Source organism: Rhodospirillales bacterium, assembly GCA_014323865.1.
GTDB lineage: Bacteria > Pseudomonadota > Alphaproteobacteria > SP197 > SP197 > SP197.
In genome coordinates, this window is the sequence record JACONG010000005.1 from 131,869 (window position 1) to 145,647 (window position 13,779).

Annotated in this window: 11 protein-coding genes; 1 reads left to right on the top strand and 10 read right to left on the bottom strand. The window is 60.7% G+C overall.

The features are described from left to right. Positions 1 to 13: 13 nt before the first annotated feature. The 7 genes from GDA49_02525 to GDA49_02555 form a co-directional block, all read right to left on the bottom strand. Complete coding sequence (locus tag GDA49_02525) at positions 14 to 901, bottom strand: DUF4435 domain-containing protein (protein ID MBC6439288.1); 888 nt, start codon at positions 899 to 901, stop codon at positions 14 to 16. Then, positions 898 to 1,602: an ATP-binding protein gene (locus tag GDA49_02530; protein ID MBC6439289.1), complete on the bottom strand. Its 705-nt coding sequence runs from the start codon at positions 1,600 to 1,602 to the stop codon at positions 898 to 900. The genes GDA49_02525 and GDA49_02530 overlap by 4 nt, the downstream gene beginning before the upstream one ends. Positions 1,603 to 1,632: 30 nt before the next feature. After that, positions 1,633 to 2,229: an AAA family ATPase gene (locus GDA49_02535; protein ID MBC6439290.1), complete on the bottom strand. Its 597-nt coding sequence runs from the start codon at positions 2,227 to 2,229 to the stop codon at positions 1,633 to 1,635. Between the two features lie 208 nt (positions 2,230 to 2,437). Then, on the bottom strand, positions 2,438 to 3,766 hold the full coding sequence (gene ccmI / locus GDA49_02540; protein ID MBC6439291.1) for a c-type cytochrome biogenesis protein CcmI: 1,329 nt from the start codon (positions 3,764 to 3,766) through the stop codon (positions 2,438 to 2,440). Beyond that, the gene (locus tag GDA49_02545; GenBank protein MBC6439292.1) at positions 3,763 to 4,227 is read right to left on the bottom strand and encodes a cytochrome c-type biogenesis protein CcmH; all 465 of its coding nucleotides are present in this window, start codon (positions 4,225 to 4,227) and stop codon (positions 3,763 to 3,765) included. Before GDA49_02545 ends, ccmI begins: the two co-directional genes overlap by 4 nt. Beyond that, positions 4,227 to 6,212, bottom strand: coding sequence for a heme lyase CcmF/NrfE family subunit (locus tag GDA49_02550; GenBank protein ID MBC6439293.1), 1,986 nt, complete (start codon positions 6,210 to 6,212; stop codon positions 4,227 to 4,229). Before GDA49_02550 ends, GDA49_02545 begins: the two co-directional genes overlap by 1 nt. Before the next feature lie 206 nt (positions 6,213 to 6,418). Beyond that, positions 6,419 to 8,089, bottom strand: a complete 1,671-nt coding sequence (locus GDA49_02555) for an acetolactate synthase large subunit (protein MBC6439294.1) — start codon at positions 8,087 to 8,089, stop codon at positions 6,419 to 6,421. 156 nt (positions 8,090 to 8,245) lie between these two features. Here GDA49_02555 and GDA49_02560 point away from each other — a divergent pair, with 156 nt between their 5' ends. Next, positions 8,246 to 9,664: a saccharopine dehydrogenase NADP-binding domain-containing protein gene (locus GDA49_02560; GenBank protein ID MBC6439295.1), complete on the top strand. Its 1,419-nt coding sequence runs from the start codon at positions 8,246 to 8,248 to the stop codon at positions 9,662 to 9,664. Positions 9,665 to 9,848: 184 nt separating this feature from the next. On the opposite strand, the gene GDA49_02565 is transcribed toward GDA49_02560, so the two are convergent. From GDA49_02565 to GDA49_02575, 3 genes are all read right to left on the bottom strand, one after another. Beyond that, entirely contained in the window at positions 9,849 to 10,919 is a 1,071-nt protein-coding gene (locus GDA49_02565) for an LLM class flavin-dependent oxidoreductase (GenBank protein ID MBC6439296.1), read from the bottom strand. 262 nt (positions 10,920 to 11,181) lie between these two features. Next, positions 11,182 to 12,054 carry a 3-keto-5-aminohexanoate cleavage protein gene (locus GDA49_02570; GenBank protein ID MBC6439297.1) on the bottom strand — a complete coding sequence of 291 codons (873 nt, stop codon included), beginning with the start codon at positions 12,052 to 12,054 and terminating at the stop codon, positions 11,182 to 11,184. Positions 12,055 to 12,852: 798 nt separating this feature from the next. Then, positions 12,853 to 13,755: a hypothetical protein gene (locus GDA49_02575; GenBank protein ID MBC6439298.1), complete on the bottom strand. Its 903-nt coding sequence runs from the start codon at positions 13,753 to 13,755 to the stop codon at positions 12,853 to 12,855. Between the last annotated feature and the right edge of the window lie 24 nt (positions 13,756 to 13,779).

Consider the following 13,779-nt stretch of genomic DNA (forward strand, 5'->3'; position numbering starts at 1 on the left):
CCAAACAGCGTTCCTAGACCCGAAACTGACCACGATAATGATCATCAAGACACTCTTCCTCACCAGCTGACAAACGAGTTGAAAAAATACCCAGCATCCGGCGGACGAACATATCAAAATTATAGAACCCAGAACTGCTTGATATCTTCTTGTTAAAAAAATTCGCCAAATTAAAAGAGTAAACGCAAAGAAGGTGCCCCAACATATCAAAACGCGCCTCTATTTGAATATCTTCCGGGCATTTGACCGGAGTTTCTGTCTGACAACGAACCTTCGCGCCTCTCTTCTTCAAGTATTCAATGTTCAATGTAGGTGGGCATGTTTTGCTCAGGTGCAGGTTGGCTCTGTGTTTCTTTCGGTCAAACAAACCACAGCCAACGCAAATAGCCGCCGCATCGGCTCTGACCCATCGATGGCTGGCAATCAAGAACTTTCGGTATTCAAGCAAAAGTTCCTGACAAGAACGCTCAACTCTTTCATTTCCAGCAGCATAGAGCTCCCGAACGAGTGCGGCTGTAGTCTCTTTACCAAAAACGTCATTCTCCCAACTATAACCCTTCGAGTAGATGACTCTGTCGTGATCGATATATTTTCCCAACAAATGATCAAAGTCACGATCCAAGCAGATAATAACATTCTCCACACTACCATCAGTTAATTTCTGTAGAAGAGCTTTTACATTTGATTTTGATCCAGCTGATCGCAAATGAACGTTGTGATTGGGAGCATACCTTTCAAACAGAGACGACCAAAAAAATACATCGTTTGTTGTCCAGTCACCCTCTCCTTTTAGTGCAGCAATAGTATTCACCGATGCACCGCCCTCAACATAGACGACAAAATCAACCCTGTGGAATAGGTGTTTGTTGGTCTCCCCACTGTTCGAGCGAAGGAACGTCATTGAACCAACGATTCCATATCAATTACGTTATCCCCAAATCTTCCAACGATGTCTGGAGAATGGGTCGCAAAGACAATTTGTGTACTGGGATTCAACTCCAGAAGACTGGGGATAAGTTTTTCTTGCCAATCCACATGGAGCGACAACTCTGGCTCGTCTGCGATGTAAATGCATTTCTTTCCTCTTTGAAGCAAAGACTCACCCAAGAGTATAAGCATCTGCTTCTCGCCGCTAGACAAATCCCGGACATCCAATTTTTCGTCTGACTCAGTTGTAGCATGGAGTTCATTTAGATCATCAACATGCATTGTTTTGCGGAAAAACAAATCGTCAAGCAGTCGAATAAAGCTATCTCGCGGCTCAAATATCTCATCTTGCTTTTTCTGAAATCTTTTCCATTCAGCGATAACATCACCAATTCTTGCCATGCTAAAGAGAAGCCCAGCATTTTTCATATCGAGAGAGATTTTAGCATTTGAATCACTATCATGACTAGGAACGACATTCTGAACATTCTGTGTCAATTCTTGTACAGTGGAAAAGTATTTATCAATAACTTGGTTTGACTTTGAATGTGGAACATGAAGTTCATTAAAAATTTTACGAAGCTCTTCTTTGAATTCACCTACGGATTTATCTGCATCTGATTTTGTAAAATCGTCAATAGTTTTCTCGACATTTTGATCCTCAAGAAGCGACATGAAGATGAATTCTTGAAACCGTTGAGACTCTTAATCACGTTCTCTGGATAGCTCAGAGAAATATCTTATAAAATTATTATTGAGTTCATGCAGTTTTCGGTCGACGGTCGACTCATAGTTGTCTTCACGTTCGTCGAAACTGGCAGTCTCCGAACGGTGAATAGATAACCAACTCATCCGAACCAGTTTTTCAAGCTGTTGTGTCAGTTCATTCGTATCAAGCGCAACCCGCCGCGACCTCAGTTCTCTCTGATATCGTCTTCCGCGAATGAGGCGTCGCTCCATATAGTCACTAAGTGAATATGTTTGCGACTTCTTTTCTGATATCTTTCTCTTAATTTTATATTGGATCTCTGGAAAAGGAAGATCCTTATGTTTCTTTTTCTCAACCGTTATGGAAGGCTTGGCGAAACTCTTACGCGTCTTCAAGATAACTCTAACATGTTGGAAATCTATCCGTTCGAGTGTCAACCAATCTGCCTCTAGAACAGCGGCGATAAGATTGACGAACGTCGTCTTACCTGCACCATTCTTGCCGATAAGAAAATTGACGTCAGAGTTGAGCTGAACCTCAATCGATCTTTTGCCCCAGAAGCCTTCAATCTCGATTCTGTCAATAAGGTTCATGAGCGTTATCCGATGCAGGGGTCACCAAGGAACTTTCGGAATAGTCTTAGATGGTAGATATACACGGAAACTCCTTCTGGTCAACGTTCGTCAGGTTAGCAGCTGAGGTGATCGAAGAGCAACCGCGCAGACGAGGCAGGTCCAAAGAGCATTGCTCCCGTGGGGGTCAGAGTTCCCAAATCTGCTGAGCGAAGCTGCTCTGAGTAGCCTACTCCAGCCCGTCGATCAGCGTCTGGGCCTGCCGGTGTTCGGCGCTGCCTGCGGGAAAGAGGTTACGCAGCGCGGTCCAGCGTTCGCGGGCGAGCATGGTGTCGCCGGACTGCGATGCCGCAAGGCCGGTCACATAGAGCGCCTGCCGGTTCGCGGGATCGACGGCAAGCACGCGGTCCATATCGGTGACCGACGCCTGCGGCACCGTGCCGTCAGCCTGCGCAACACCCAGCACCGCATTGGCGAACCCGTCCCAGAGGGCCGTATCCTCGGGCGCCAGACCAAGGGCATGGTCATAGGCGTCGCGCGCATTCTGCCATTCGCCGAGCACACCGTAGGACTGCGCCAGACGGCTCCAGCCCTCGAGGTTGTCGGGCTCGTCCTCCAACCGTGCGGCAAGCCCGTCGACCATGCCACGGATCATCTCCATCTGTTCGTCGGCCGTCATGCCGGCTGCCGCCGCGATGTCCTCCCCGGTCGGGCCGGGCGCCGGCTCTGCGCCAACATCGCTGCCGACGAGGTTCTCAGCCTCGGCGATGTGCATGCGGAGCCGATCGGTCCAGGGGTCCCCGGGCGAGGAGTCGGCGAGCAGGTCCCGCCAGACGGTCAACGCGCCGGCAATGTCGCTGTCCTGGGCGCGCGCGATACCCTCGTAGTAGCGGGCAATCGGCTGATCGGGGTCCATGCGCCGGGCCTGCAGGAACGCCAGCCGCGCCGCCGGCGTGACGATGCTGTCGCGCGACAGTGCGATGTATTCGCCGTAGCGGGCCCATTGCCGGGCATTGCCGCCGTCGAGCGCAAGCGCCTCGACCAAAGCCTGCGCCGCGTCTCCGTAGCGCCGGGAAAGGGCATAGGCGTTCGCAAGCAGCGCCCAACCCTCGGCATCGAAGGGATCGTTGGCGACCCTGGTCTTCGCGCGCGCGATCAGGGCGGCGACGTCGCCGCTCTCCGGCACGACGACATCGGCCCGGTCGTTCAGAGCCTGTCCGGGAAGGTCCGGCGAACCAAGCGCCGCATAAACGCCGACGGCGAGCACGACCACGCCGAGCGAGACGCCGGCCAGTGCCGGGCCGCCGATGCGTCGACCGTCGTGTTCGCCCGTATCGCGCCCGCCCTCGGCGAGGATGCGGCGCTCGATCTCGCGGCGCGCCCGGGCGGCATCGGCTTCCGCCACAAGACCGCTGGCGACGTCCCGCTCCAGCTCGTCGAGCTGCTGGCGATAGACCGCAAGGCCCTCCGCCCCCTCGGCGCGTCGGCGGCAGAGCACCGGGACCAGCAGGAGGCCGACGCCGGCAACCGACAGGATGGCGAGCAGAATGACGGTCATCGCTCATCGTCCTTCAGCAGGGCTTCGAGGCGGCGGCGCTCGTCATCGCTGAGCTCCAGCGGGTCGGCGATGACAGCCTTGCGGCGGGTCGTGCGAAAGACCAGGACGACGCCGGCGATCAGCGCCAGGGCCGGCGCGAACCACAGCAGCAGGGTCGTTGCCTTGAACGGCGGGTTGAGCAGGACATAATCGCCGTACCGGTCGACGATGTAGGCGATGGCCTCCTCATCGGAGTCGCCGGCGACAAGACGGTCGCGCAACAGGACACGGAGATCGCGCGCGAGCGGTGCGTCGGAATCGTCAATCGACTGGTTCTGACAGACCAGGCAGCGCAGATCGATGCTCAGGGCGCGGGCGCGTTCCTCGAGAACGGGATCGTCGAGCATCTCGTCGGGCTGGACGGCGTTCGCGTGCAGGGGTGCCAGAAGCAGCGCCACGGCGGTCAGGACAACCAGGCGCATCATGCGGTCTGCGACACCGCGTCGGGAATCGTCTTGCGGCGGGTCGGAACGGCAAGGCGGAGGCGTCGATCGCTCAGGCTCACAAGGCCGCCCAGCACCATGAAGAGGCAGCCACCCCAGATCCATGGCACGAGCGGGTTGTCGTAGAGCCTGACGACCCGGCCGCCGTCCGCCGCGCTGTCACCCAGGACCAGATAGAGATCGGCCATCAGCGTCGTGCGGATCGCTGCCTCGGTCGTCTGCATGGTCTGCACGAAGTACTGCCGCCTCTCGGGCGTGAGGGTTGCGACCTCTTCGGCCCCGTCGAACAACCGGAAGATGCCCCGTTCTGCCGTGTAGTTCGGACCGTCGACCGTGCGCGCGCCGTCGAACACGACCGTGTAGCCGGCGAGTTCCTGACTGTCGCCCGGGTTCATGACGCGGATGATCCCGGTCTGCCAGGCCGACGAGGCCGTCACGCCCGCGACCAGCACGGCCATGCCGAGGTGGGAGAGCGTCATGCCATAGGCCGCGCGCGGCAGCCCGGTCGCCCGCTGCCAGCTCTTGCCGAGCGGCATGCGGAACAGCGCGATACGTTCACCGTATTCGAGCAGGGTGCCCGCAGCGATCCAGACCGCAAGCGCGATGCCGAAGGCGGGAAGCGGATTGATGTCGGTCGACCGCCACCATGCCACCGCCCAGACGGCGAGCGCGATGACGACCACGACCTTCATGCGGCCGAGGATGCCCCTGAGGTCGGCGCGCTTCCAGGGCATCAGGGGTCCGACCGCCAGGGCAAGCAGAAGCGGCACCATGAGCGGAACGAAGGTGAGCTCGAAATAGGGCGGTCCGACCGAGACCTTGCCGCCGCCGATGACATCGAGCAGCAACGGGTAGAGCGTACCGACGAGCACCGTGAAGGTGGCCGTGGCCAGCAGCAGGTTGTTGAGGATCAGCGCAGCTTCACGGCTGACGGGCGCAAAAAGGCCGTCGGCCTTGAGCGTCGGCGCACGCCAGGCGTAGAGCGCAAGCGATCCGCCGATCGCCAGGATCAGCAACAGGAGAATGAAAACGCCGCGTTCGGGATCGACCGCGAAGGCGTGGACCGAGGTCAGGACACCCGACCGCACCAGGAAGGTGCCGAGCAGGCTGAGCGAGAAGGTCACGATGGCGAGCAGCACGGTCCAGCTCTTCAGAGCGCCGCGCTTCTCTGTGACGATCGCGGAGTGGAGCAGCGCGGTACCGGCCAGCCAGGGCATGAAGGATGCGTTCTCGACGGGATCCCAGAACCACCAGCCGCCCCAGCCGAGCTCGTAGTAGGCCCACCAGCTTCCCATGGCGATGCCGAGGGTCAGGCTGGCCCAGGCGGCCAGCGTCCACGGCCGGACCCAGCGCGCCCACGCCGCGTCGACCCGGCCCTCCAGCAGAGCGGCGACCGCGAACGAGAAGGTCAGCGAGAAACCGACATAGCCGAGGTAGAGAAACGGCGGATGGAACGCGAGGCCAGGATCCTGCAGGAGCGGGTTGAGGTCGCGCCCGTCGAGCGGAGCCGGATCGAGCCTGAGAAAGGGATTCGAGGTGAAGAGCGAGAACGCCAGGAATCCGACCGCCACAAGGCCCTGCACACCCAGGACCCGGGCCCGCAGGGTGGTCGGCAGGCCGCCGCCGCGGAAGGCCACGGCGAGCCCGAAAAGCGCCAGAACCACGATCCAGAGCAGGAGCGAACCCTCATGGTTCCCCCAGACGCCCGAGACCTTGTAGAGCATCGGCTTGAGCGCGTGAGAGTTCTGGAAGACGTTCCGAACGGAGAAATCGGAGACGACGAAGGCCCAGGTCAAGGCACCGAACGAGATCGTCACCAGCACGGCCTGCGCCAGCGCAGCGCCCGATCCGAAGGCCATGAGATCACCACGCCCGCGCCACGCGCCGTAAAGCGGCAGCGTGCCCTGCACGAGCGCCACGCAGAACGCGAGGATCAACGCAAAATGACCGATTTCCGCGATCAAGAACCTTCACCCAACATGTTCATTCAACATGTTCATCCAACGTGTCGGGCTCCTGCCTGGAGCGTATCGCACCCGGGTGGCAACCGCCTGCGGTTCCGACCCGGGTGCGTGAATCCGCCCTGCATCCAGCGACCCGGAGCATCGTCACCCGTTCAGATCGATTCAATCTGAACGGGATATGCCCCGGACCCTTCCGGCCCTGCTGCCTAGATCGTGAACTGCAGGTCGCCCAGCCGTCTGGTCAACTTTCTGTTTTCCGTATAGTCGACGGGTACGGCGATCAGCGCCGGTCCGTCCTGCCGGAAAGCCTCCTCAAGTGCCGGAATGAGCTGATCGTGGGCGTCCAGGGTCGTGCCCCAGGCGCCGAACGAACGCGCCAGCATGTCGAAATCCGGATTGTTGAAGGCGAGATCGACGTGCTGGCCGTCAAAACGGTTCTGCTGCTTCCACTTGATCAGGCCGTACTCACCATCGAGCAGGATCACCGAAACGACATTAAGCTTCTTGCGCACCGCCGTCTCGAGATCCTGCACATTCATCAGGAAACCGGCGTCGCCGCAGACCGCGAGCACCCTGCGGTCCGGATGGGCATAGGCCGCACCCATGCTGGCCGGGAGAGCAAAGCCCATCGAGCAGAAGCCGTTGGAGATCAGGCAGGTGTTCGGTTCGTTGCACTGGTAGTAGCGCGAGATCCACATCTTGTGGGCGCCGACATCGGACAGAAGGATGTCCTCGTCGCCCATGAACTCCCGGATGTCGTTGAGCAGCTTCTGCGGCTTGATCGGAAAGGACGTGTCATGCGCCTCGGCATGAAGATCGTCGCGGATCGTCCGGCGCAGCGCCTGGCGGCCTGCGATGTCGAACAGCGGGAGACTGCCGGCCTGGAGTCCGTTGATGCGCTCGTTGATGCGCTCGTTGATCTGCCACAACGCATCGGCGATATCGGCCACGACCTCGACGTCGACGTCGTAGTCCTCGTCGACCTCAGCGGGATCGAAATCGATGTGAACGATGGTCTTGCCGTCACGCTTGTTCCAGTGGGACGGCGAGTACTCGACGAGGTCATAGCCGACGGCAATGACGACGTCGGAGGCATCGAGCGCGGCATTGGCATGGTCCCTGCCCTGCATGCCGATCGTGAACAGGCAGTGCGGATCCTCGCGCGGAATCGCACCCTTGCCCATGAAGGTGTTGACCGCCGCAATGCCGGTCTTGCGCGCCAGGCGCCGGAGCTGCCTCGTCGCACGTTTGCGCAGCGCGCCGTTGCCCGACAGGATGATCGGGTTCCTCGCATTGACGATGGCCTCGACCGCGGCGTTGACCGCCTTGTGGTCGGCGGCCGGACGGCGGGTCCTGTAGGGCCGGATCGGTTCGCCTTGGGCCTCGCTCGCCGCGATGTCCTCGGGCAGTTCCAGCACGGTCACGCCGGGCTTCTCCTGCTCGGCGATCTTGAAGGCCTTGCGCACCATTTCCGGGATCGCGGCACCACGATGCACGCTGAAGGCCCATTTGCTGATCGGGCTCAGCATCTCGATCGAGTCCATGTTCTGGTGGCTCTCCTTGTGGAGCCGATCGGTCGAGGCCTGTCCGATGATCGCCACAACGGGCGCACGGTCCATGTTGGCGTCCGCCAGGCCCGTCACCAGGTTCGTCGCACCCGGCCCCAGCGTGGCGAGGCAGACGCCCGCCTTGCCGGTCAGGCGGCCGTAGCCGTCGGCCATGAAGGCAGCGGCCTGTTCGTGGCGGCACAGCACGAATTCGATGCTGCTGTCTTTCAATGACATCAGGAGATCGGCGTTCTCCTCGCCGGGAACGCCGAAGATGCGCTCGACACCCTCGGCCTCGAGGCAGCGCACAAACAGATCGGAAGCTTTCATCGATGAACCTCTCTTGAACCGTCCAAAAGGACAGGTGGTGCCATCCGGCCCGTCATCAACAGGGCAAGGATCATGCTCGCGAAACTGTGTGAACGCATGACAGGCATGGCGCAAGCGGGTAGGAACGAACGCTCACATCCGGTGATTTCGCGAACCATGCTCAACGATTCCGGCTTCCGAGGCCGCGTCATTTTTCTCGGCTATGGCACGGTCGCAAAATGCGCCCTGCCCATGATGCTGAAGGTCTCCGGCCTGCCGGTCGACCGCTTCACCGTGATCGACATGGTCGACCGCACCGCGCAGCTCGCCGACCTGATCGCAGAAGGACTGACCTTCGCCGAAGGGAAGATCGCGCGGGACAGCATCGGCGCGGTTCTGGCTGACCATGCGGTGGCCGGCGATATCGTCGTGAATCTGACGGTCGGCGTCGATTCGGTTCCGGTGATGGACTGGTGCCATCACAACGGCATCAGATACGTCGACACCGCGCTTGAGATCTGGGACGACCAGATCGGCAACGCCGATGTGCCCATGGCCGAGCGCACGGAGTACGCCTCGCATCAGCAGGCCCGCAGGCAGGCGAAGGACGGCTGGCAGGCTGACGGCCCGACCGCCATTGTGACCCACGGTGCCAACCCCGGCATGGTCAACCACTTCGCCAGGCAAGCCATGCTCGATCTCGCGGCTCATGTCGGCCACGATCACGAATCTCCACAATCGCGCGACGACTGGGCCCGTCTGGCGCGCGACCTCCGGATCCGCGTGATCCACATCTCCGAACGCGACACCCAGGTGGCGCACAAACCGAAGCAGGTCGGGGAGTTCGTCAACACGTGGAGCATCGAGGGCTTCTGCGAAGAGGCCATGATGCCGTCGGAGCTGGGCTGGGGCACGCATGAGAAATCCCTGCCCGAACGCGCCCACGGCCACAACGCGGGCCCCGGCAACGCCATCTTCATCGCCAGGCCGGCGGCCGAGATCATGTTGCGCTCATGGGTCCCGAAGGGCGGCCAGATCGCCGGATACCTTTTGCCCCACGGCGAAAGCGTCACGCTCTCGGACTACTTCACCCTGCGCGAGGGTGGAGAGGTCTACCGACCGACCGTCGCCTTCGCCTACATGCCGTGCGATGCAGCCATGTCGAGCCTGCACGAGCTGATGATGCAGGGTTGGACCGCGCCGGAGCAGCAGCGCATCCTGGGGGACGACATCGATGCCGGAATGGACGAGCTCGGCATTCTGCTGCTGGGCGACGGGCCGACCGGCTGGTGGTATGGCTCGCAGCTCGATATTCACGAGGCACGCCGCCTGATACCGGGCACCAACGCCACCGCCGTGCAGGTTGCCGCGGGTGCGGTCTCGGCCACCGTGTGGGCCTGCCTCCATCCCAACCGCGGCTATTGCGAACCCGAAGACCTGCCGCATGACGAGATCCTCGCCATCGCGCTTCCCTGGCTCGGCCCCATGGCCAGCGTCCCGACCGACTGGACCCCGCTCAAGCAGCGCGCCGGCCTGTTCGATGAACCCGAGCTCGACACCGGGGACCCCTGGCAGTTCGTCAACTTCAGGATCTAGAGCAGCATCAATGTCATCGGGATCATATTCCCATCGGGATCATATCCTGCGGCGGCGAGGATGTCCGGGCGCTCCTGCTTCGACGCGTGGCGCGTCTTTTTTCATGTGTCAGCCCGCACCCGGGGAAGACAGACCGGACCGTCGACGGAGAGGTCCGCACGCCCCGCTCTGGCAACAGTCGTGCCTACTCGGCCGCTTGCGCGGTGTAACGGGAGTCCTCGAAGGCCGGCATGACCTCGTTGATGAAGAGCCGGAGCGACTCCTTCTGGTGCTCGACCGGCAGGCCCGTGCAGCAGCGATAGAGGAAGTTGTCGACACCGAGCGCCTCGTAGCGGCGCAGCTTGTCGATCACCTGGTCGGGCGTGCCGAACACCAGGTTGGCCTTCAGCATTTCGGGGTCGTACTCCCCGTTGTTCTCCAGCGTCGCGGGATCAGGCGTTTCGGCAAAGCCGTTCCTGATCTCGCCGAGCTCCCTGAACAGGCTTTCGAACTGCAGGCCCGAGAGTTTCATCGCATCGACGAACGGCTTCCAGCCCTCCCCGGCATCGGCATAGACGGCTGCGTGGCGCATCGTGAGGAAGCGCGGACGCTTCACGCCGGGCGCGCGTTCGAGCGCCTCTTCGAACTGCTGCTTGTATTTCTCGACCTCGCTGAACGGACGCGTCAGGGCCCAGGACATGATGTTGCAGCCTTCGCGGAGCGCCCAGTCGCAAGTCGAGGGATGGCGCGCGGCGACCCACAGCGGGGGATGCGGCGTCTGCAGCGGCTTCGGGCAGGCCGTCGAGGCGGGAAACTGCCAGTACGCGCCGTTGTGTTCGCAGTCGCCGGCCCACAGGGCCTTCAGCACCGGCAGCATCTCCTGCATGTAGGCGACGCCCTTGTGCTGGTCCATGCCGCCGGCCATGCGGTCGAACTCCCGCTGGTAAGCGCCACGACCCAGGCCAAGCTCCAGCCGGCCACCGGACATGAGATCGAGCAGGCCGGCCTCGCCGGCGACCTTGATCGGATGCCAGTAGGGTGCCTGCACGACAGCGACACCGAGGCGGATGTTGTCGGTGTTGCCGCCGAACCAGGCCAGAAGCTGGAACGGATTGGGGGCGATGGTCATCTCGATGGCGTGATGCTCGGCGGCCCAGACCATTTCGAAGCCACCCTGATCGGCCATCTGCACGATATCCATCGTGTTGCGCGCGACCTCGCGCATGTCGATGGACGGATTGCTCCTGGTCAGATCGATGGACAGGCTGAACTTCATCGTCGCTCTCCCTGTGCGGCAAGCTCGCTCATCAATGCGCCGATTCAGCACAGGGTAAAGATGAAAACGAATCGCCTTCCCGTGATCTCAACGTCACATGAGAGTCACATGAGAGTCAGCCGGTGGACCTGGAATCGGGGCGCTGGCATCGGTTGGCATCGGGGCGTTCCCGCTGCATGGCGGCTCTCAGGGCGTCGCGATCGCTGTCGGCCCCGTCGTTTCCCTCAACGTCTCATCCTTCAACGGCTCATCCTTCAACGGCTCAGTTGAGGCCGAGGGTCTCGCGTGCCTCGTCGGGGCCGACAACCCGGCCGCCCATGCGCTCGACGATCTGCGTCGCGCGCTCGACGAGATCGCCGTTCGAGGCGAGCACGCCGCGGTCGAGGTAGATGTTGTCCTCAAGCCCGACACGCACGTTGCCGCCCAGCAGCATGGCCTGGGCCACCATGGGCATCTGCATGCGGCTGATACCGAATCCGGCCCAGTTGGCGCCGCGCGGCAGGCCATCGGCCATGGTCATCATCGAACGTGTATCCGCACCGGCACCCCAGGGGATGCCCAGGCAGACCTGGAACAGGGCCGGGTCCCTGAACAGGCCCTCGTCATACATGGCATGAGCCAGACGCACCTGGCCGAGGTCGAAGACCTCGATCTCGGGCTTCACGTCGAGCTCCCTGATCTCGGCGGCCATGGCACGGCACCACGACGCCGGATTGATGTAGGTCTCGTTGCCGTTGCCGAAGTTGATCGAGCCGCAGTCGAGCGTGCAGATCTCCGGACGGATACGCCGGACGTGCTCAAGACGTTCGGCCGGGCCGATCAGGTCCGAACCCGCGCCCGGTGTGCCGTCGTCGGCCGGGTTGAAGTCGCCGCCCATGCCGGCGGTCAGGTTCAGGATGACGTTCACGCCGTCCTGCCTGATCAGGTTCACGGTCTCCTCGAACAATTCGGGATCGCGCGAGCCCTTGCCCGTCTCGGGATCACGCACATGAATGTGCGTGATGGCCGCACCCGCATGGGCCGCCTCGATCGCAGCATCGGCGATCTGACGCGGCGTGACCGGAACCTTGTTCGACTTTCCGGTGGTGTCGCCGGCACCGGTGACGGCACAGGAGATAATGACGTCGGTGTTCATGGATGTCCTCCGTTGGGAACGTGATGCCTCAAATGATCAAGGGGCAGAGTTCGCCAGGACATCGGCCGTATTGACCAGGGCCGTATCGACCAGGGCCGGGTTGGCCGTGCTGACGTTGTCGATGCAGGAGCGCTTCGGGGCTGTGGAGCGCCTCGCCGAACATCGGGTCTTCTCGATGGCCTATCGCCGGCTGCCCGGTGCGAGGAGGCGAGGGTCCTGACCGATATCCAGGTGACATATGCGACTGACATATGCGAACCCGGGGCCTCGCTCGTGGTCTCGACGGGTGGGCATGGATGGTGTTCGCCGATTACGGAACAACTTGCGGAACAACCTGCCCTTTCGGGAGGCGGTCAGGAAGAGACAGAAGATCCCGGGCGGCGATTCTGGGGATCTTGCCGCCCGGGATCCTGATATCAGCTCCCCATGTCGGGAAGAAACAGAAGGTTTCAGGCGGCGTGGCCGCCTGAAATCCTGATTCTGTCTTCAGTTCTGGGTCGGGGCAGGTTGTTGGACAGCGTAAAACGCTCCACCTTCGATAGGAGCGCCAGCTTGTGAGCCCACAGTAACGGTTCCTGTCAGGTCTCCGTGTACCAGCAACGACCCATCGTGATCGTACACGTTACCTGCAATTGTCCCGCTGACTCCGGTACGCTCATTGGAAACAAAACTCCTCGGGAAAAGGGTACCGCTCAGGGTGCTGGTCATGTCGGTCGCAGTGATCGTTCCGGTACCCTGAAGGATTCCCCCTTCACCAACAGCAGCGAGAAATCTATTGCCGCGAAAGTCTGAGAAATCCTAGGCCCGTGCGCTGACCGTACCGGCATCGAAATCGGCATTGATTGTGAGACTGCCGATGAGACGACGATTGTTGTAAAGATTGTCAGCCCGGACATATCCCGACAAGGTGCCGCTCCCCGCCGGGAGAGAATCCGGGGCTTCGAGAAGGCCGGTTTCGGCAGCTGCAGCGATAAAGTTCATATTATCGGTTTCCCGGAGATGTCTGAGCGGTCTGATTGTTACACCGCTACCCCCCGGGTTCAGGCGAAGAGCGATTCTTTGACCGTTTTTGTCATCGCTGAGGTAAAAATCACCATTGATATCTGTCGGTGTAGTGCTACCTGGGTCGGTGATGGTGACGGTTTGGCGGCTTGATGCTGTTCCGCTGCCTCGAAGGTTGTTCGAGGCCGCAATCGTATAGGTCCCTGTAATACTAGTGCCGTATACCGTCAACTTCTTCCCACGGCCAGCAAAAACCTCGCCCTGCATATCGGCATCGACGTCTATGTCACCATTGACACCGTCATTGATCCTGCCATCCAGAGTGCTTGCAAATGCTGTTGTGGTGATCGTTCCGCTACCGGAAAGAGTCCCCAAAACCCTGCCACGGCTATTCCAGCCACCGCTCGGGCTCGGATCGTCGGCAGTGTCAAACCGACGAAAATTGCTTGCAAATGTCTTGACCCTACCGTCACTGAAATCGGCGGTGACTGCAAGACGGCCCATGATTCTTGATGAGCCATAGAACTCAGTCCTCAAATATCCCGTCAGGAGGCCTTTCCCAGCGCTCCGGAGGGAAGACGGGTTGGAAAGAGCAGGGCCCAGAAAGACAGCATTACTTATCGAAGCAAGCTTGCTGGCTTGTTTGTTATATGTGCTCGTCTGGATCGTTGCATTTCGAAAACCTGCATAGTGCGGCACTACAAGGGGTTCGGGTCCCTGCTG

Coding starts and splice junctions, on each gene's coding strand:
- GDA49_02555 (MBC6439294.1), bottom strand. CDS start 8,089: ATGAAAGCTTCCGATCTGTTTGTGCGCTGCCTCGAGGCCGAGGGTGTC.
- GDA49_02525 (MBC6439288.1), bottom strand. CDS start 901: ATGACGTTCCTTCGCTCGAACAGTGGGGAGACCAACAAACACCTATTC.
- ccmI (MBC6439291.1), bottom strand. CDS start 3,766: ATGACCGTCATTCTGCTCGCCATCCTGTCGGTTGCCGGCGTCGGCCTC.
- GDA49_02560 (MBC6439295.1), top strand. CDS start 8,246: ATGCTCAACGATTCCGGCTTCCGAGGCCGCGTCATTTTTCTCGGCTAT.
- GDA49_02535 (MBC6439290.1), bottom strand. CDS start 2,229: ATGAACCTTATTGACAGAATCGAGATTGAAGGCTTCTGGGGCAAAAGA.
- GDA49_02570 (MBC6439297.1), bottom strand. CDS start 12,054: ATGAACACCGACGTCATTATCTCCTGTGCCGTCACCGGTGCCGGCGAC.
- GDA49_02545 (MBC6439292.1), bottom strand. CDS start 4,227: ATGCGCCTGGTTGTCCTGACCGCCGTGGCGCTGCTTCTGGCACCCCTG.
- GDA49_02530 (MBC6439289.1), bottom strand. CDS start 1,602: ATGTCGCTTCTTGAGGATCAAAATGTCGAGAAAACTATTGACGATTTT.
- GDA49_02565 (MBC6439296.1), bottom strand. CDS start 10,919: ATGAAGTTCAGCCTGTCCATCGATCTGACCAGGAGCAATCCGTCCATC.